The organism is Geojedonia litorea (assembly GCF_042654525.1).
In the GTDB taxonomy this organism is placed as follows: domain Bacteria; phylum Bacteroidota; class Bacteroidia; order Flavobacteriales; family Flavobacteriaceae; genus Geojedonia; species Geojedonia litorea.
Genome location: NZ_JBHSGP010000013.1, coordinates 69,698 through 87,189, shown reverse-complemented (window position 1 = coordinate 87,189; position 17,492 = coordinate 69,698). Strand labels below are relative to the sequence as shown.

Here is a 17,492-nt window from a genome sequence, read left to right as displayed (position 1 = left end):
CCAATCTTTATAAATGGTGTATTGTGGTATACCAACAAAGGTTCCAACAAAATAAAAAGTCAAAGGAAAGCGGAAACAGGAACTTTTAGGTCCAACAGTATAGGCATTAAAAAAGCCCAGGATATTCCTGGGCTTTGTCTTAACGACTACCTGAATTTTTTAAAGAGTCTTGCAACCGACTTGAACAACAGGGAAGCAATAAAACTGACCAGCGCACCTGTAAAAGCCATAATGACCGTTACAAAGAGGTCATCCGGAGGGATATTTGGCAGAATGCCGAAAATAGTCCCACCCGCAATGCTCATCCTATCATCAAAATTGAACTGCATAGGCTCAAATACTAATTTTAAACCGTATCGTCACCCTCAACAACGGCCTGACTAACTGCCGTAGCCACAGTACCAGCAACGGTCATATAAATGCCAATGGAGATCACAATGGCAGGCAGACTGATGGGTGCAGCAACAATAGCACCACCTGCAGTAGCCATGGCAATACCAATGTTTCGCAAGGTCCTAAAGAATTTTGGGGTCGGTTGTTTGTAACGTTCTATAATATTCATGATTTACAGATTTAATAGTTAATGAAATAGGTTCATGTCGCTCTTGGGCCTGATGCACCAAGGATAGCAATTTCTGGAGTGCCGTTTTCGATTGTGTCCCAGTACCCAATCCACTCAAATAGGTGACAGGTGCAATACAGCCTTCCAACTCTTTTAGGGCATCATTGGCAGGATGGATAAGAATCAAACTTCTGTCTGGCACACCTTTCACAAGTAAATGATGGCTAAACTTTGTGGAAAACCTTGGGACGATCTCATAAATTCCTTCAGGGATACATGATACCGTTCTCTTGTTGTCCTTCCACGGCAACTCAATCGTATGGCACAAAAATCTACCTAGAGGAGCATTAAAAAGACCATAAGAGCAAAAGAGAGTACCATTGGTACCCTCTTTAAAATAAGCTCTCTCAAGCACGAGTTCCATGACTACGGCGTATCTACGGTCACAACTGCCAAAGCGTTGTAGGCACCGTTTTTAAGCGTGTACATCTGTCCGTTCACCTCTTGGTAAAACTCCACACCAACCACTTGGACCACTGGAAGCAAGGAGTTGGCCGTTACCGTCACCGATAGGGCAATGGCCAGCGTATCTGCAACAGTGTAAGGAAGAATAGCAGTGGCATCACTTTCAAAAGTGGACACTTCGTTCTCAAAATCCAATTCCGATGCACCCATCACGATCTTGTAATGTGTAGTTCCCGAAGGCGCTGCTATTCTTAAGATAGGAGAGAAGGGAGCAAGATCCAATGTGGCATCGCCAGACACACGGTCAAAAGCGTTCACATAAGGCGCAAATAAGGTAGTGCCCAATTTACCGTTGAGGTTGAATTCAAACCCAGACAATAGGTTCAAGTCGCCATCAACCAAGGTCCGAAGCCCTCTTTCATTGACACCATCGGTCTTGATAATGTAAAGAAGGTCTTTGGTCAACCTACTGGTCACACGCTTATCCGATGCATTTTGCATCAAGACACGCAGCGCATTGCGCAATAGTTTGCCACCTTTGCCAGCACGCCCAAATTCAGATCCATTTTCACGAGTTCTAATGAATGCAGGATCATTTGCGATGCGATTGGCATCCACGCCACCTTTTTCACGGGCCAAATGTCCATCGGTAGTTTTGTAAAAGGAAATATCCCCGATAGTTCCTTTCAGTTTAATAATTCCGGATTGTCTTGCCATAATAATTCATTTTTTGATTAATGAAACAAAACAACTAACTTCATATTAAGAAATAAAAAAGCAAGTGTCACTTAAAACACCATATACCGATTTTGCCAACAATTCCAATTATGGACTTAAAGGTGTTTTAAGTATAGATACTGCCTATATAAAGCATAGATAAAGTATCATGAATCCAAAACGAATATGTATCTACCCAAAAGATATCCAGCTCATCACAGGAAAGAGCGAGCGCTATGGCCGTAAGGTAATTAAAACTATCAAGGAAGACCTTGGCAAGAAACCTCATCAACTTGTTACGGTTTATGAATTTTCAGAGTTCTCTGGCATAGAACTGGAGGTAATTTACCAGTATATTAATTAGTTTTAAGCGGCTTTCCTATATCATAAAAATTGCACTAATTTATCTGGTTTTAACCAAGTTAAAATTGTATATTTACTATTAAGACGTTCAGTTAAATACAACTAAAATCAATCTTTTGTTACCGTTCACAAATCGGTCAACATGGTTTGCAGGATATAGTGAAAAGCCTCTATTACAAGGGTTATACAGGATGAGTTCGAATCCTGTCGCGATCACATTTTAAACTCTAATTAACTCCTAAATGTTGATTAGGGTTTTTTTATTCCAATTGGTTTAAAAGTAATATTTCACTTTTTGTTTTATACCTTAAAAGATTTGATTTGAATAAGTACCATCCAATTCTTATATTTAAAAAAACATATTTATGAAAAATTTATTTTGTAGTCTATTTATCATAGTACCGTTTTATCTGTTTGCTCAAGATTCAAATTACGCTATTTCCTCCTATTTAGAAGAGGGCATAAAAGCGCCAAACACGCATTACATTGGTGAAGCTTGGTTAAATCCGCTCTTACGGGCTGATGACGACTTAAACTATAACATTACTAAAGCCACATTTAAGGCAAATTCAACTTTAGACTGGCATAAGCATCCAACACCACAAATATTAATCATTGTAGAAGGCGAAGGATACTATCAAGAACGGGGGAAAGCGCCAATAATTCTTAAAACTGGTGATGTTATAAAGTGTAATAAGGATACTGAACACTGGCATTCATCTACCAAAGATAGTTTGGTAACTTATTTAGCAATATATGGTGGAGATCAGCCTACCATTTGGACTGAAGTTCTTTCTCAAGATTATTATGATAGTGTTGCTGAAAAACTTAAAAATTGATTCTATATAATTGGCTTTATAGTTTCAATCTAGCAGAAGCAGCAATGCTTTGATTTGCATAATCCCCTTCTAAATATTTCAAATAACCTACAATAGCTATCATCGCAGCATTATCTGTGGTGTATTCAAACTTTGGAATGTAAGTTGTCCATCCAAATTTTGATTCACCATCTTTGAGCGCTTTTCTTATTCCAGAATTTGCTGAAACTCCACCTCCAATAGCAATATGTTTAATGCCCGTTTCTTTACTTGCCTTTTTTAATTTGTCCATCAATATTCCAATTATTGTATATTGAATGGAAGCACAAATGTCGTTCAGACGCTCTTCAATGAAATTAGGATTAGTTTTAACTTCATTTTGAATAAAATATAAAATAGCTGTTTTTAATCCCGAAAAACTAAAGTTTAGGCCATCAACTTTGGGTTTAGTGAATTTAAATGCTTTAGGGTTTCCTAATTGGGCACGCTTGTCTATTTCTGGTCCAGCAGGATAGCCTAAACCCAAAACTTTTCCGCTTTTATCATAAGCTTCGCCAACGGCATCATCTATAGTTTCACCAATAACTTCCATCTCAAAATAGCTTTTTACTTTAACTATTTGTGTATGTCCACCAGAAATTGTCATGGCTAAAAAAGGAAATGGAGGTTTATTAAATCCATCTTCTTCAATAAAATGTGCCAAAATATGAGCTTGCATATGATTGACATCAATCAGTGGAATATTTAAACCATAAGCTAATGATTTAGCAAATGAGGTTCCTACAAGCAAAGATCCCATTAAACCTGGTCCTCTCGTAAAGGCGATAGCTTTAAGCTGTTCCTTATTAACATTAGCCATTTTTAAGGCTTGATGTACTACTGGAACTATATTTTGCTGGTGGGCTCGGGAAGCCAATTCAGGCACAACTCCACCATATTCAGCGTGGATCTTTTGCCCTGCAACAACATTACTTAAAATCTTACCGTTTAGCATTACAGAGGCAGCAGTATCATCACATGAAGATTCAATACCAAGAATATAAATATTTTGTGAAGCCATTAGCGTAAATTGGGCACAATAATTGTTAATTTTGGGTTCAAAGTTATAACTTTAATACGTATCAAAAAATTTTTAAAAATAACATCCAAGATTCTAGCAATACTTTTGCTATTATTTGTCATTTTGGTACTTGTACTTTCTATCCCTGCGGTTCAAACTCATCTAGGAAAAAAAGCAACTAAACGCCTTAATGAAGAATTTGGAACGCGTATAAACATTGGGAAAGTTGGATTGCAATTAAATGGTGATGTAGAACTTAAGAATATCTTTATTGAAGATTACAAAAAAGATACTTTAATCAGTATTCAAGAGCTTAATACATCTATTTTAAGTTTTAGAAATGTGTATTATGGCAAATTAGCTTTTGGAGACATTGATGTAATAGAGTTATTTTTTAATGTCAAGACCCACGAAGGTGAAAACCAAACCAACTTGGATGTGTTTGTGGCAAAGTTTGATGAAGATAATCCTAGCAAAGAAAAAAGTGGATTTTTACTTTCTTCAAGCGATGTATCAATCTATGATAGCAAGTTTAGGTTAATTGATGAAAATAAAGAAAATCAAGGTATTTTAGAATTTGATAACCTAAATATTAATGCCACTAACTTTTTAATTTCAGGACCAGATGTAAGTGCCCGTATTAATACTTTGGCTTTTCAGGACACTCGGGGCATAACTGTTAAAAATATGATTACAGATTTTGAGTATACGCTGGATCATATGAGTTTCAATAATTTAAATATTCAAACACCAAACTCAACATTAAATGGTGCAGTAAGGTTTGATTTTAAGAGAGAAGATTTAAAAGATTTTGAAGATAAAGTAAAAGTCACGGCTAGCTTCAATCAAGCGAGTGTGTTATTAGATGACCTTAATGTGTTTTATAATGAATTTGGCGTTGGCCAGGTGGCTAAAATGAGTGTAGACTTAACTGGGACGTTAAATGATTTAAATGCAAGAAATTTAGCCTTAACAACAAGCACGGCAACACGAGTATATGGAGATATTAATTTTAAAAATCTTTTTAGCCCTGAACCTAATAACTTTTCAATGGATGGTAAGATTAATAGCCTATCATCAAATTATTATGACCTAAAAGCGCTCTTGCCCAATATTTTAGGAGAATCAATCCCAACAGTATTTTCAAAATTTGGAAATTTCATCATTGACGGAACTTCTTTTATTACGGCAACAACTATTGATGCCGACTTAAATATCATGTCAGATTTAGGCAAAATCAAATCAAACCTCAAACTGACCCATGTTGATGATGTTGATAATGCCGATTATATTGGTAACGTCGTTTTTACCGATTTTGATCTTGGCCGCTTAATAGACAACTCAGACATAAAAGCTACATCATTCAATTTAGATGTAAACGGTCGTGGATTTACCTTGAAAAATCTGAAAACAAAAGTAAGCGGTGAGGTTTATTTGATTAATTATAATAATTACGACTATAAAAATTTAGAAGTTTCCGGAACATTAGGAAATAATATCTTTAATGGTTTACTGATTTCAAATGACGAGAATTTTAAATTTAAGTTTGATGGATTAGCAGATTTATCCAAAGATGTAAAGGCACTTGATTTTACCGCAAATGTTGAATATGCCAATTTAAGAGCACTTAACTTTGTAAAAAACGATAGTATTTCTGTGTTTAAAGGAATAGTGACCACATCTTTAAAAGGTTCGGGGGTTGATGATGCCTTTGGCAGCTTGAATTTTAAAAATACAACGTATATTAATGAAAATGATGAATATTATTTTGAAGATTTTGCCATAAGCTCAAATTTTATAGATAGTAAAAGAGTAATGGAAATTAACTCTCCTGATATTGTTCAAGGTACGGTAAGTGGTAATTTTAAATTTAAAGATATTGGGAAGCTTATTGAAAATTCGGTGGGCAGCATATATACCAATTATATTCCTAACAAAATTGATGGTGATCAATACCTAGATTTCAACTTTAGAATTTACAATAAAATCGTAGAAGTGTTTTATCCTGATATAGAACTCGGAGCTAATACATTTATTAAAGGTAGAGTGGAAAGTGATGAAAAAGGATTTAAACTCACATTTAACTCACCACAAATTAAGTTATTTGATTATTTCGCTGATGACATCCAAATTAGCATTGATAACTCAAATCCGTTATTTAACACCTACATTCAAATAGATAGTTTAACCACCAAATACTATAATGTTTCAAAATTTAATCTCATCAATGTTACATTAAGAGATACTTTATTTATAAAATCTGAATTTAAAGCAGGAAGCAAGAATAAGGATGATTTTAACTTGAGCATGTATTATACCATTGATGAGAATAACAAATCTGTGGTTGGGTTCAGAAAATCAGACATTACATTCAAGGAAAATAAATGGTTTATTAATGAAGAGCGAAATAAATCCAACAAAGTTGTTTTTGATAGATCCTTTAAAGAATTTGACATTAGCAATATAGTCATGAATCATTATGAAGAAGAAATTGAACTTTCGGGAATCATCAGGGATTCAACCTATAAAAAAATAGAACTCGATTTTAAGGATGTTGACCTTGAAAAAATCACACCCAGAATAGATAGTCTCTCCTTGGCAGGAAGGGTCAATGGTAAATTGGATATTCTTCAGCAAAACGGTGTGTATTTACCTGCTTCCAACGTTAGTATTAGTGACTTTAAGGTAAATGATTATGAACTTGGTCTCTTACAGGCAAATGTAACAGGAAACCAGTCTTTGACAAATTATAAGGTTGATGTCTTGCTAGAAAACAATAACCTAAAATCCTTAATTGCAAAAGGAAATGTAGATGTTGGATCTAGCAACCCAAGTATTGATGTTGATATCACATTTGAGGAGTTCCTACTCAATCCACTTAATCCTTTTGGTGAAGGTGTAATTACCAATATACGAGGATTGGTTACGGGTAAAGCCAGTGTTACCGGAAGCTTGAAAAACCCGCAGTTCAATGGTGATTTGCTTTTGGATAATGCAGGATTAACAATACCATATCTTAACGTAGATTATAGTTTTGATTTTGATTCTGAAGTGATTTTGGAACAACAACGATTCATATTTAATAGGGCACAAATAACAGATTCAGAATTCTTTTCAAAGGCAGAACTAAATGGATATATAGAGCATAAAAATTTTTCTGACTGGAAACTTAATTTAGATATTGATACAAATAGGTTACTGGTATTAAATACTGAAGATAATGAAGAAGCCTTATACTACGGTACTGCCTTCATGAACGGCACGGCTTCACTAAAAGGTCCTACAGATGAGTTGGTCATATCTGTTGATGGCAGTACTGCACAAGGTACTGTGTTTAAAATTCCGTTAAATGATTTTGAATCCTATGGGGACAACTCCTATATTCATTTTTTAAGTCCAGAAGAAAAACAGGCAAGATTGCGAGGTGAACAGATCATTGAAACCGATGTTAAGGGTTTAGAGCTCAATTTTGACCTTATTATAAATCCTTATGCAGATATAGAAATTGTAATAGACCGAAATTCAGGTAGTACAATACAGGGTTCTGGTAATGGTAACTTACTGTTTGAGATCAACACAAACGGAAAATTCAGAATGTTTGGTGATTTTGCGGTTACTAAAGGCACGTACAATTTTAAATATGGAGGTTTAGTTGAAAAGCAACTTACTGTAGAGCCTGGAGGAAGCATACGTTGGGAAGGCGATCCTTTGAGAGCCCAAATCGACTTAAAGGCCATATATGAAACCCAAGCAAATCCATCTGTGCTTTTAGATAATCCAATAAATAGGAGCATTCGTGTTGATGTGGAAATAAATCTTACAGGCCAACTAGAACAGCCCGAACCAGATTTCACCTTTAAGTTTCCTAATGTAAGTTCAACTATAAAATCGGAGTTGGATTATCGCCTTGAAACTAAAGAAAGCAGGGAAAACCAGGCCCTTTATTTATTGGCAACAGGTTCATTTGCTAGTGAAATTAGTTTAGGTCAGCAAGCCTATGGTACTATTGCAGATAGAGTAAATAGCCTTTTTAATAGTATTCTTTCCAGCGGTAACGATAAAGTTCAATACAGTTTAAATCTCGAAGCTGGAGAAAAAACACCAGAATATCAAACAGACGACCGTTTAGGATTAACCTTGAGCACTAAGATCAGTGATAGGGTTTTATTTAATGGTAAAGTAGGTGTCCCTATTGGTGGGGTAAATGAAACTGTTATTGCTGGAGATGCCGAAATAGCCATTCTTTTAAACGAAGATGGCACATTAACGGCTAAATTTTTCAATCGCGAAAATAATATTAGAAATTTTGGTGAAGAAATTGGGTACACGCAAGGTGTTGGACTTTCATATAATGTAGAATTTGATACTTTCAAGGAATTTCTACAGATCATTTTTTCTGGTAAAAACCGAAAGAAAATCAAACAACAAAATCCAGATGTTAATGCTCAAAATTCCACTGATGAAAACTTGCCGAATTACATCAATTGGAAGGCAAAAAACAAAAATAAGGAACAATAATCCTTGAATATTCTTCTAAAAATTAAGGTTTTTATTAACGAAAACGTTTGAAGTTTTGTTAGCATCTAAATTATTCATAAATACTGCTCTAAATCTAGTTTTAGTTTATTAGTTTTACTTTTTCAAATTGAAAAACTATGTCAAAAAGCATTAAAAAAATAGGTGTGATGACCTCTGGTGGTGACTCTCCAGGAATGAATGCTGCCATACGTTCTGTTGTACGAACATGTGCTTATTACCATGTTGATTGTGTTGGAATTTATCGCGGATATGAAGGTATGATCGAAGGTGATTTTAAAGAAATGAATGCTCGAAGTGTGAAAGGCATTATCAATAAAGGAGGAACTATACTAAAATCGGCCAGATCAAAAGAATTTAGAACAGCTGAAGGCCGTAAAATTGCCTACGAAAAATTAAAGGAACAAAATATTGACGCATTAGTTGTTATTGGTGGAGATGGATCGTTCACGGGAGCCATGATTTTTAATCAAGAATTTGGTTTTCCAGTAATGGGAATTCCGGGTACAATTGATAATGATATCTTTGGAACTACCCATACTTTAGGTTATGACACGGCACTAAATACTGTTGTTGAAGTTATTGATAAAATCAGAGATACGGCGAGTTCGCATAATCGATTGTTTTTCGTCGAGGTTATGGGGCGTGATGTTGGTCATATTGCATTAAATGTTGGTGTTGGAGCAGGAGCAGAGGAAATCCTTATACCTGAAGAGAATTTAGGTTTAGATCGATTACTCGAGTCTTTAAGACGTAGTAAACGTTCAGGGAAGTCTTCAAGTATTGTTGTTGTTGCAGAAGGCGACAAAATTGGTAAAAATGTATTTGAACTTAAAGATTACGTTGAAGAAAACATGACCGAATATGAAGTGCGAGTTTCAGTACTTGGTCATATGCAACGAGGAGGATCACCATCTTGTTTTGATCGTGTATTGGCTAGTAGAATGGGAGTGAAAGCTGTAGAAAGCCTTCTGGAAGGACAAACCAATTATATGGTAGGATTATTAAATGACAAAATGGCTTTAACGCCATTAGATCAGGCTATTAAAGGCCAGTCAAAAATAGATAAAGAATTACTACGTGTGTCAGATATTATGACCACATAACATTAAATAAAAAATCATGACAAAATTAAAGTTAGGAATTAACGGATTTGGAAGAATAGGAAGAATTGTTTTTAGAGCAACATTAGACAGACCAGATGTAGACGTTGTAGCAATTAACGACCTATTAGATGTTGAGCATTTAGCATACCTATTAGAATATGATTCAGTACATGGAAGATTCAATGGAACCATTGAAGTAAAAGATGGGCATCTTATAGTGAATGGTAAAAAAGTGAGAATTACGGCAGAAAGAGATCCTAAAAATTTAAAATGGGATGAAGCTGGAGCAGATATTGTAGCAGAGTGTACTGGTATTTTCACAACTTTAGAAACTGCAGATTATCATATTCAAGCTGGTGCAAAAAAAGTAGTTATTTCAGCGCCAAGTGCAAACGCTCCAATGTTTGTGATGGGTGTTAATGATGACAAACTTAAATCAACAGACACCATTGTGTCAAACGCTTCATGTACTACCAACTGTTTAGCACCTTTAGCAAAAGTATTAGAGGATAACTTCGGGATTGAAGAAGGATTAATGACAACTGTTCATGCAACAACTGCCACTCAATTAACGGTTGATGGTCCATCAAAAAAAGACTGGAGAGGTGGTAGAAGTGCCTTGTTGAACATTATTCCAGCATCTACTGGAGCAGCAAAAGCTGTAGGTAAAGTTATTCCAGAATTAAATGGAAAGCTTACAGGTATGGCTTTTAGAGTACCTACGGCTGATGTATCGGTTGTAGATTTAACTTTTAGAACTAAAAAAGAAACTTCATTAGAAGAAATTAAAAAGGCATTTAAGACTGCTTCAGAAGGAAAAATGAAAGGTGTATTAGGCTATACTGATGAACTTGTTGTATCTCAAGATTTTGTAAGTGATGCACGTACAAGTATTTTTGATGCCGAAGCTGCAATTGAATTGAATTCTAGATTCTTTAAGGTAGTATCTTGGTATGATAACGAGTTTGGCTATTCCAATAAATTAGTGGACCTTGCTCAAAAAGTACATTCTTTATAACAACAATTAAATGTTCAGTGGTTGTGGAATATTATATGGCCACTGAACATTATCTCTGAATTTTATGATATTAATTGTAGATAGCGGCTCCACCAAATGTGATTGGATGGCTGTAGATAGTAATGGTAAACAGCTTCTCGAAAAAATAAGAACTCAAGGTCTTAATCCTGCCATTCTTAAAGAAAAAAAGCTGAATAAAATAATTAGCAAGAGTGAAGAATTAATGCAAATTAAATCTGAAGTCACTCACTTGTTTTTTTACGGTGCAGGTTGCGGAACCGAAAAGCCACGGCTTATGCTTGCCGAAGTACTTCAATCTATTTTCTTAAATGCTCACATAGAAGTCACAGAAGACACTATGGCTGCTGTACGTGCGACGCTTAACCATGATGACGAAGCTGCAGTAGTTTGTATAATGGGTACAGGATCTAATTGTAGCTACTATGACGGTGAAAAGTTACATCAAAGGGTTAAGTCATTAGGTTATACCTTAATGGATGAGGCTAGTGGAAATTATTATGGCAAAGAGCTAATCAGGGATTATTACTTCAACCATATGCCAGAAGAGATTAAAGTGGCTTTTGCAGATCGCTATAATTTAGAACCTGATTTTATAAAATATAATCTTTATAAGCAACCCAATCCAAATGCTTATTTGGCAACTTTTGCTGAATTTATGTTTTTATACAAGGATTCTAACTATATAAAAGAATTAATAAAAAAGGGCATACGACTCTTTTCTAAGAATATGATTCTTCAATATGCCGAAGAACTAAAAACTGTTCCTGTACATTTTGCAGGTTCAATAGCCTTTTTTGCCCAAAATGAAATTAAGGAAATAGCTCAAGAATTTAAGTTTGCAACCGGTAATTTTGAACGGCGCCCAATTGAAGGTCTTGTCTCATATCATACTAAAGATTTATAAGTTCAATTGGAATTTGTCGCTTACGAAATCCAACCTTTTGCAATAGCTTTTTTAGAAAACCAAAGTAATAAGATTGCAAACAATATAACCATAGCAGTCATCGTAGCAGCTCCTGGTCCATAAATAGCTATAGAATCAATTATGAATAAATTGTAAACCATTTGTGCCATTACTGCTAAAAGAGAAATCAATAATAAATGGTAGGCCAGTTTTTTTCTTAAAAGTAGAGCCAACGCACCAGTAACTCCTGCAAAAACTGCCAAAGCAAAAGCGGCAGTTACCCAAGCAGGTGTGTCAGCTAAAAGTTCTAATTGCTCTGTTGTATATTGCCCACGAAAAGCATCGGTATTGTAAGCTTGTCCTAAATATTGCATAACACCCATACCATTCCAGATCAGTGCTATTGCACATACAATCCAATACCAAAAAGGTGGTTTTGAAGAAGAAATTGAAGTCATAAATTGTAAGTTAGTTAGTAAAAACACAACAATTTATGAAAATTAAAACTAATGGTTCAATAAACTTAAAGAAAAAGAATATTCTACAAAAAAACGATTAATCTTCCACAACATGTAAAACCGGGGTCTTATTCACCCATTTTCCATTTTTGGATTCACCTAATATAATGACATCTTTTGTTTGCTCGTACTCTTTAATAGTCCTCAACATTTGATCTTTAGTGTCTCTGTGAATTTTTATACCTGTAGCCTTACCTTTATTTCGAATCTCTATATAAAATCCGTCTCTAAATTTTATCGGTCTTGTTGGAGGTCTTCCCATGAATAGTTGTATTGAAGAATTAAACTTGCATATTACTGAAAATATATTCAAAATGCAAGTCCTAAATAATTTTGCGCAAATATATACATTCATTTTACAATTTGATGTACTCTACAATTATAAAATCTTATGGTATAATTGAGCCTTACTATATAAAAAGTTTATATTTTTATGAAAACCCATATAATTTCGAATTATTTCATAAAAGCAACTATAAATGAAATCTAAAAAGAAAAAAAAGTCATATAAAACCAAAAACCTTTCTCCAGGTACAATGGCTTACCGAGGAAAGAAGCAATCAGAAGAAACTTTTGTTGAAGTTATCTCTTATAATAAAGAAGACTATAAAAAATTTGAATCTAAAAGTGTTGCTGATGCTTTTAACTTTGATATCACTAGCCATATCACTTGGATTAATATTAATGGACTTAATAATCTGCAAGAGATTGAAACATTGGGGACACACTATAATTTGCACCCCTTAACTTTAGAAGATATTGTAAACACCAATCAAAGGCCAAAAATAGAAGAGTTTGAAAACTACCTTTTTATTGTTTTTAAAATGGTTTTTTTTAAACAGGATGAATCTTTAAACTATGAACACGTTAGTATGGTGGTTGGAAAAAATTATGTTCTAACATTTCAAGAAGCTGATGGCGACGTTTTTGATGATTTAAGAGAACGGATTTCACATGGAAAAGGTAGAATAAGGTCATTAGCTTCAGACTATTTAATGTACACAATACTTGATGCCGTTGTGGACCAATATTTTTCAGTCATTGAGGCCAGTGGTGACCGTATTGAAGATCTAGAAGCCGGAATATTCAATGGAAATTCAGATAATCAAAATACGCCGATTCAAATTCAAGAGTTAAAATCGGAAATCTTAAAAATTAGAAGATCAATACTGCCTTTTAGAGAAGTAGTTAATAAATTGGAAAAAATTGAAGGTCATATAATTCATCAAAAAACCCACAGCTTTATTAGAGACTTATATGATCACATCGTTCAAGTTAGTGAATCGGTTGATTTATATCGTGAAATGGTATGGAGTTTAATGGATATGCATATGACCATAATAAGCAATAAAATGAATGAAGTAATGAAAGTACTTACCATTATTGCAACTATCTTTATTCCACTAACGTTTATTGCCGGGATTTACGGGATGAATTTTGACCATATCCCTGAACTACATTATGAATACAGCTATTTTATTCTTTGGGGTGTAATGATAGTTCTCTTCATTTTTATGTTAATTTATTTTAGAAGAAAGAAATGGCTTTAACATAATTTAAGTTATTAAAGCATGTTAAATCACTTGACATTTGCCTTGTAGTCCATAGGCTATATTGTATACAAACCTAATAACAAACTATATACTTAAACAATGAGCTCTTTGGACATGCAAGATGAAAAACTGTTGCCAGTAGTAGTCGAACTTAATAAATTAATGGCCAATTACCATATCTATTATCAAAAATTAAGAAACTTTCACTGTAATGTTTTAGGCAAAAAAATCTTTGATCTTTTTTAAGGTTCAAAAAGTTATATTTTGATGCAGAAGGAAATTTTGTTTATGAATATTATGACAAAGAAAAAGGCAAAATTGTTATCAAAACCTTTTCTTCATCAGATTCTGAATAATAAATCATAATGTTTATATAAAAGCCCTAAATCTTTAGGGCTTTTTTGTATTTTAGAGTCAACCAAAAATTGAAAAAATGAGTATTAAAATCTCAAAAAATGTTTTAGATTTTTTTAATCGGCTAGAAAAAAATAATGATCGAGATTGGTTTAATGAACACAAAAAAGAATTCAAAACCATTGAGGCCGAAGTAAAAATGGCTTATAAACATTTGTTTGAAATGCTAAAAGCTCACGATGATGTTGATCAATTTAAAATGTTCAGGATTTATAGAGACGTTAGATTTTCTAAAAACAAATTACCCTATAAAACTCATTTTGGCGGATCATATCATAGAAAAAAGCCAGAATTAAGAGGTGGTTATTATTTGCATATTGCTCCTAATAATGAGTCTTTTATTGCAACAGGTTTTTGGGAACCCAATAGTGATGATTTATACCGAATTAGAAAAGAATTTGAAATTGATGATTCCGAAATTAGAACTATTGTCAATGATAAATCCTTTAAATCGGTTTGGGGCGAGTTTGTTGGTGACGAACTTAAAACAGCACCAAGAGATTTTGATAAAAATCATCCTGCAATTGATCTCATCAGGAAGAAGCAATACATTTTTACTAAAAAATATTCTGATTTAGAAGTGCTTTCTGATACCTTTTTAGAAGACGTTAATAATTCTTTTAAAGCTATCAGACCCTTTTTTGATTATATGAGTGCTGTACTCACTACAAATTTAAATGGAGAATCAACTATATAATTGAATTGATGGTATAATCGGTTCCATTAAAATTAATATGCTCACCAACTTCTTTGTTTTTTAATAATGCACCTATTGGGGATTGCAATGAAATTGCAAAATAGGTTCCATGCTCCAAATCTATTTTACCAACACTTACTGATAAAAAAAAGGCAGTGCTTTGGGTAGATATCAAACTACCAAGTACGGCCTTATCATTCTTAAGTTTTGGGTTAATGAGGCTCAACATATCCAACATTTTGTTAGCATCAGCAAGGTGAATCATATTTTTCTCGAGATCATTTAAAAGTTTACCATGACCAGAATCATCATCTTCATCGGTACTTTTGTCATTACTTTCAATGGACTCTTTTATAGTTTCTATTTCTTGTTTATAATTGTAAATACGTTTGTTTACATGGTCTAAACAAACCTGTAGAAGTTCTTGTTTTATACTCATAAAGCTATGCCACTTTAGGCACTATAAGTTGAATGTGATCAATTAATCGATCTTTTACAAGACTCATCATACGTTTATTTAGAGCAGAAGAGTTTTTGATGTAGATCTCATATTCTTCAATTGTAAATTGACCTATGACCATTCCTTTTAGTGAGTTTCTGAACTTCATGTCTTTATGAATGGCATTTTCAATATAGTCCAATTGTTTTGGCAAAGATAGTTCATAAAACACATTTTTATGCTTTGCAATATAATTTTTGAAAACAGAAATTAATAATTCGTTTTGAAACTTGATTACTGGACGTAAAGTAGCATTTTGAAAACGTTCGTCATCACTCATAGTATCATAAATTAAAGCAGAAGTGATTACAGGACGAATGTGATTGAGGTTTGTAGTTCGATCAGTCATGGCTTAAATTTTACTAAAAATAAAAATTAAGTATAGCCTATAAAGCCATGCTTTTATATGTTGTTAACCGGGTTATTAACATTTAAACTAAAATTTTGACGAATGTTTCAATTATTCCAGTACAAATAGGAGATAAAATTCAAATTAAGTAGCTTTTGAAAATCGACAAAACTTTACGAATAATTGAAGCCGTTTTTATTAATAATTAGGTATGTGTAACCCTAAAACAATGTTTCTTTGTGCTTCTTTAATTTTTCCCGACCCAGATAATGAAACAACACCTTTACCACCTCTTGGTTGCGCCCGATTTTTAATATTGGAAGTTAAATATGGATCATCTGAAAAATAGATATCTTCAATATAATATTCATTTTTATCTGGCTCTTTAACTGTTATATGAATATGTTGTGGGATGGTAGCATTAGGGTAAGATGCTGGACGGCTTGTGTAAAATGTATAACTTCCTTGAGCATCTGTTTTTAACCAGGTGCGCATATAACCATGGCGCCTTTCCCATCCTTTTGAACCGCTATTGGAAGGGTAAATACCTTTGCTATTGGTGTGATAAATATACAAAATCACGTCTTTAGCAGGTGTTTTACCATCAACTTTATATACAGTACCACTAATCTTGATTTTATTCGAACTTTCTTTAAATCCTGGAATAGTATCAATTGCTTTTAAAGCTTTAGTACCATATTCATAAATGGCCTCGCAACCTTCACAAGGACCACCTATAAGCTTGGTTTGGCTTTCAGCACAAGAACAAAACAACAGAATTAATAAACTTAAGTATAAAGGTCTAACCATAATGACAATTAAATAAAGTCTTAAGATATTACAATTATACTTTCGCATTGTAGTGTTTAAGAAAAGTTTAGAAAAATATTAACAGGATTTTTAAAGTATCTTTTAAATGATAATCTTTGAAAAAAATATATTTATGAGATTCCATACCAGAAAATGGGTTAAACCAGAAGACTTAAATCCTAATCAAACTCTCTTTGGGGGACGTTTATTAGCTTGGATTGATGAAGAAGCCGCTTTATATACCATTATCCAATTAGAAAACACAAGAATAGTAACCAAATATATTTCTGAAATCAACTTTATGAGTTCAGCGAAGCAAGGTGATATTATTGAAATTGGTATTGAGGTGATAAAATTTGGTAAATCCTCCTTAACTTTAAAATGCGAAGCTCGTAATAAAATGACTAGAGAAACGATTCTAACCGTTGATAATATAATTATGGTTAATTTAGGTGATGATGGAAAGCCAAAACCTCATGGCAAAACAACTGTAGAATACGTAAAAGATAGAATAGAAGAATAGTATGTATAAAAAAAGCACCTTATTAAGGTGCTTTTTTAGTTTTATTTTAATAGGATTAAAATTGGTATCGTATACCTAAAGCAATGTCAAAATCAACATCATCTCTATAGCTTCCAAAACCTAATTCTGGTCTAAAGTCTAAAGATATTAATAACGGAATATCAAAATCATATTCAATTCCTATATCTCCAGCGGCAAATACAAAAGTTTCGTCATCATGATTAAAATTATTGTCAAAACTGTATGAACCAACACCGCCACCAACACCAGCGTACCAATTAAATCCACCATCAATATTCCAAACCCATTGGTATAATCCGGCTAATTTAAATCCATCATAATAATTCCCGCTTCTCCAACCTAAATCAAACTCTAAACGATTGTTATCTCCTAAACCTCTTTGGTAGGAAACTTCTGCTCCAAAACCATCACTATCACCAAGTCTCAAACCTAGTGCGTTAGGCGAAATATCTTGCGCATGAGTAAAAGCTGTAAAGCCAAATAAAGTAATAGCTAATAGAAATAAATTTTTCATAAATTTTTAAGTTTTTAGAATTTT

19 protein-coding genes are annotated in these 17,492 nt (G+C 33.6%); 8 read left to right on the top strand and 11 right to left on the bottom strand.

Translation table 11 applies throughout. From position 1 onward, the window contains the following. Positions 1-346: 346 nt before the first annotated feature. The 4 genes from ACFO5O_RS07880 to ACFO5O_RS07865 all read right to left on the bottom strand — a co-directional run bounded on the left by ACFO5O_RS07880 (position 347) and on the right by ACFO5O_RS07865 (position 2,036). The gene (locus ACFO5O_RS07880; RefSeq protein ID WP_387962578.1) at positions 347-562 is read right to left on the bottom strand and encodes a hypothetical protein; all 216 of its coding nucleotides are present in this window, start codon (positions 560-562) and stop codon (positions 347-349) included. Then, on the bottom strand, positions 516-986 hold the full coding sequence (locus tag ACFO5O_RS07875; protein WP_387962576.1) for a DUF5675 family protein: 471 nt from the start codon (positions 984-986) through the stop codon (positions 516-518). The genes ACFO5O_RS07880 and ACFO5O_RS07875 overlap by 47 nt, the downstream gene beginning before the upstream one ends. 2 nt (positions 987-988) lie before the next feature. Then, complete coding sequence (locus ACFO5O_RS07870) at positions 989-1,744, bottom strand: hypothetical protein (RefSeq protein ID WP_387962575.1); 756 nt, start codon at positions 1,742-1,744, stop codon at positions 989-991. Between the two features lie 127 nt (positions 1,745-1,871). Beyond that, positions 1,872-2,036: a hypothetical protein gene (locus ACFO5O_RS07865; RefSeq protein ID WP_387962573.1), complete on the bottom strand. Its 165-nt coding sequence runs from the start codon at positions 2,034-2,036 to the stop codon at positions 1,872-1,874. Between the two features lie 436 nt (positions 2,037-2,472). Here ACFO5O_RS07865 and ACFO5O_RS07860 point away from each other — a divergent pair, with 436 nt between their 5' ends. Further along, positions 2,473-2,946 (top strand): cupin domain-containing protein, encoded by a 474-nt coding sequence (locus ACFO5O_RS07860; RefSeq protein WP_387962571.1) that lies wholly within the window; start codon positions 2,473-2,475, stop codon positions 2,944-2,946. A 16-nt stretch (positions 2,947-2,962) separates the two neighbouring features. Here ACFO5O_RS07860 and tsaD read toward each other — a convergent pair whose 3' ends face one another. After that, the gene (gene tsaD / locus ACFO5O_RS07855; protein WP_387962569.1) at positions 2,963-3,985 is read right to left on the bottom strand and encodes a tRNA (adenosine(37)-N6)-threonylcarbamoyltransferase complex transferase subunit TsaD; all 1,023 of its coding nucleotides are present in this window, start codon (positions 3,983-3,985) and stop codon (positions 2,963-2,965) included. A gap of 105 nt (positions 3,986-4,090) precedes the next feature. On the opposite strand from tsaD, the gene ACFO5O_RS07850 reads away from it, so the two are divergent. The 4 genes from ACFO5O_RS07850 to ACFO5O_RS07835 all read left to right on the top strand — a co-directional run bounded on the left by ACFO5O_RS07850 (position 4,091) and on the right by ACFO5O_RS07835 (position 11,570). Further along, a complete protein-coding gene (locus ACFO5O_RS07850) occupies positions 4,091-8,503 on the top strand; it encodes a translocation/assembly module TamB domain-containing protein (protein ID WP_387962568.1) in 4,413 nt (1,470 codons plus the stop codon). Positions 8,504-8,640: 137 nt separating this feature from the next. Further along, entirely contained in the window at positions 8,641-9,627 is a 987-nt protein-coding gene (gene pfkA / locus ACFO5O_RS07845; protein ID WP_387962567.1) for a 6-phosphofructokinase, read from the top strand. 16 nt (positions 9,628-9,643) lie between these two features. After that, entirely contained in the window at positions 9,644-10,645 is a 1,002-nt protein-coding gene (gap, locus tag ACFO5O_RS07840) for a type I glyceraldehyde-3-phosphate dehydrogenase (protein WP_387962565.1), read from the top strand. A 64-nt stretch (positions 10,646-10,709) separates the two neighbouring features. Then, on the top strand, positions 10,710-11,570 hold the full coding sequence (locus ACFO5O_RS07835) for an N-acetylglucosamine kinase (RefSeq protein WP_387962563.1): 861 nt from the start codon (positions 10,710-10,712) through the stop codon (positions 11,568-11,570). A 20-nt stretch (positions 11,571-11,590) separates the two neighbouring features. On the opposite strand, the gene ACFO5O_RS07830 is transcribed toward ACFO5O_RS07835, so the two are convergent. Next, a complete protein-coding gene (locus ACFO5O_RS07830; protein ID WP_387962561.1) occupies positions 11,591-12,028 on the bottom strand; it encodes a hypothetical protein in 438 nt (145 codons plus the stop codon). 97 nt (positions 12,029-12,125) lie between these two features. Beyond that, a complete protein-coding gene (locus ACFO5O_RS07825) occupies positions 12,126-12,350 on the bottom strand; it encodes a hypothetical protein (protein WP_387962560.1) in 225 nt (74 codons plus the stop codon). A gap of 217 nt (positions 12,351-12,567) precedes the next feature. Here ACFO5O_RS07825 and corA point away from each other — a divergent pair, with 217 nt between their 5' ends. Both corA and ACFO5O_RS07815 read left to right on the top strand, forming a co-directional pair. After that, positions 12,568-13,638, top strand: coding sequence for a magnesium/cobalt transporter CorA (corA, locus tag ACFO5O_RS07820; RefSeq protein ID WP_387962559.1), 1,071 nt, complete (start codon positions 12,568-12,570; stop codon positions 13,636-13,638). Positions 13,639-14,074: 436 nt separating this feature from the next. Next, the gene (locus ACFO5O_RS07815; RefSeq protein ID WP_387962557.1) at positions 14,075-14,752 is read left to right on the top strand and encodes a DUF2461 domain-containing protein; all 678 of its coding nucleotides are present in this window, start codon (positions 14,075-14,077) and stop codon (positions 14,750-14,752) included. Here ACFO5O_RS07815 and ACFO5O_RS07810 read toward each other — a convergent pair. The 3 genes from ACFO5O_RS07810 to ACFO5O_RS07800 form a co-directional block, all read right to left on the bottom strand. Further along, positions 14,745-15,191: a transcription elongation factor gene (locus ACFO5O_RS07810; protein WP_387962556.1), complete on the bottom strand. Its 447-nt coding sequence runs from the start codon at positions 15,189-15,191 to the stop codon at positions 14,745-14,747. The two genes, ACFO5O_RS07815 and ACFO5O_RS07810, sit on opposite strands and share 8 nt — an antisense overlap. 4 nt (positions 15,192-15,195) lie before the next feature. After that, positions 15,196-15,600, bottom strand: a complete 405-nt coding sequence (locus ACFO5O_RS07805) for a glyoxalase (RefSeq protein WP_387962555.1) — start codon at positions 15,598-15,600, stop codon at positions 15,196-15,198. A gap of 198 nt (positions 15,601-15,798) precedes the next feature. Further along, entirely contained in the window at positions 15,799-16,410 is a 612-nt protein-coding gene (locus ACFO5O_RS07800; RefSeq protein WP_387962553.1) for a dioxygenase family protein, read from the bottom strand. A 133-nt stretch (positions 16,411-16,543) separates the two neighbouring features. Here ACFO5O_RS07800 and ACFO5O_RS07795 point away from each other — a divergent pair, with 133 nt between their 5' ends. Next, positions 16,544-16,933 (top strand): acyl-CoA thioesterase, encoded by a 390-nt coding sequence (locus ACFO5O_RS07795; RefSeq protein WP_387962552.1) that lies wholly within the window; start codon positions 16,544-16,546, stop codon positions 16,931-16,933. Between the two features lie 55 nt (positions 16,934-16,988). On the opposite strand, the gene ACFO5O_RS07790 is transcribed toward ACFO5O_RS07795, so the two are convergent. Next, a complete protein-coding gene (locus tag ACFO5O_RS07790; protein ID WP_387962550.1) occupies positions 16,989-17,468 on the bottom strand; it encodes a hypothetical protein in 480 nt (159 codons plus the stop codon). Positions 17,469-17,492 lie beyond the last annotated feature (24 nt).

What these genes read in the sequence shown, in the direction of transcription:
- ACFO5O_RS07880 (WP_387962578.1), bottom strand. Translation starts at nt 562, where the DNA reads ATGAATATTATAGAACGTTACAAACAACCGACCCCAAAATTCTTTAGG.
- ACFO5O_RS07875 (WP_387962576.1), bottom strand. Translation starts at nt 986, where the DNA reads ATGGAACTCGTGCTTGAGAGAGCTTATTTTAAAGAGGGTACCAATGGT.
- ACFO5O_RS07870 (WP_387962575.1), bottom strand. Translation starts at nt 1,744, where the DNA reads ATGGCAAGACAATCCGGAATTATTAAACTGAAAGGAACTATCGGGGAT.
- ACFO5O_RS07860 (WP_387962571.1), top strand. Translation starts at nt 2,473, where the DNA reads ATGAAAAATTTATTTTGTAGTCTATTTATCATAGTACCGTTTTATCTG.
- tsaD (WP_387962569.1), bottom strand. Translation starts at nt 3,985, where the DNA reads ATGGCTTCACAAAATATTTATATTCTTGGTATTGAATCTTCATGTGAT.
- pfkA (WP_387962567.1), top strand. Translation starts at nt 8,641, where the DNA reads ATGTCAAAAAGCATTAAAAAAATAGGTGTGATGACCTCTGGTGGTGAC.
- gap (WP_387962565.1), top strand. Translation starts at nt 9,644, where the DNA reads ATGACAAAATTAAAGTTAGGAATTAACGGATTTGGAAGAATAGGAAGA.
- ACFO5O_RS07835 (WP_387962563.1), top strand. Translation starts at nt 10,710, where the DNA reads ATGATATTAATTGTAGATAGCGGCTCCACCAAATGTGATTGGATGGCT.
- ACFO5O_RS07830 (WP_387962561.1), bottom strand. Translation starts at nt 12,028, where the DNA reads ATGACTTCAATTTCTTCTTCAAAACCACCTTTTTGGTATTGGATTGTA.
- ACFO5O_RS07825 (WP_387962560.1), bottom strand. Translation starts at nt 12,350, where the DNA reads ATGGGAAGACCTCCAACAAGACCGATAAAATTTAGAGACGGATTTTAT.
- corA (WP_387962559.1), top strand. Translation starts at nt 12,568, where the DNA reads ATGAAATCTAAAAAGAAAAAAAAGTCATATAAAACCAAAAACCTTTCT.
- ACFO5O_RS07815 (WP_387962557.1), top strand. Translation starts at nt 14,075, where the DNA reads ATGAGTATTAAAATCTCAAAAAATGTTTTAGATTTTTTTAATCGGCTA.
- ACFO5O_RS07810 (WP_387962556.1), bottom strand. Translation starts at nt 15,191, where the DNA reads ATGAGTATAAAACAAGAACTTCTACAGGTTTGTTTAGACCATGTAAAC.
- ACFO5O_RS07805 (WP_387962555.1), bottom strand. Translation starts at nt 15,600, where the DNA reads ATGACTGATCGAACTACAAACCTCAATCACATTCGTCCTGTAATCACT.
- ACFO5O_RS07800 (WP_387962553.1), bottom strand. Translation starts at nt 16,410, where the DNA reads ATGGTTAGACCTTTATACTTAAGTTTATTAATTCTGTTGTTTTGTTCT.
- ACFO5O_RS07795 (WP_387962552.1), top strand. Translation starts at nt 16,544, where the DNA reads ATGAGATTCCATACCAGAAAATGGGTTAAACCAGAAGACTTAAATCCT.
- ACFO5O_RS07790 (WP_387962550.1), bottom strand. Translation starts at nt 17,468, where the DNA reads ATGAAAAATTTATTTCTATTAGCTATTACTTTATTTGGCTTTACAGCT.